The organism is Pseudoalteromonas sp. SIMBA_162 (assembly GCF_046535955.1).
GTDB classification, from domain to species: Bacteria; Pseudomonadota; Gammaproteobacteria; order Enterobacterales; family Alteromonadaceae; genus Pseudoalteromonas; species Pseudoalteromonas marina.
The window spans coordinates 1-335 of the sequence record NZ_JAWJBQ010000170.1; the positions used below are offsets into that span (position 1 = coordinate 1).

The window sequence follows — 335 nt, forward strand, 5'->3', positions numbered from 1 at the left end:
GAGGCCCACACTCAGGGTTTCGATGCGGCGCTCAAGCAGGCGAAGCGTGACGACTGCTCGCTTTCCGCGATCGCGCGGGATTGCGATATCGATGTGGAGCGTCTCGAGACCTTCTATTACTGGTTCGCCACCCAGCTGCACGTGGTCACGCTGTTCTCCCAGGGCGTGAATCAATCGACCAGTGGCACCGACAAGGGCAATGCGATCATCAATTGCCATCTGGCAGGCGGCAAGATCGGGCTGCCGGGCGCGGGGCCGTTCTCCATCACAGGCCAGCCCAATGCGATGGGCGGTCGCGAAGTCGGTGGCCTGGCGAACCAGCTGGCGGCACATAT

At 62.7% G+C, this 335-nt stretch carries 1 pseudogene; it reads left to right on the top strand.

Annotated elements, in window-relative coordinates:
- Positions 1-335 (top strand): annotated as a pseudogene (locus R0J88_RS19205) (nitrate reductase); the annotation flags it as partial.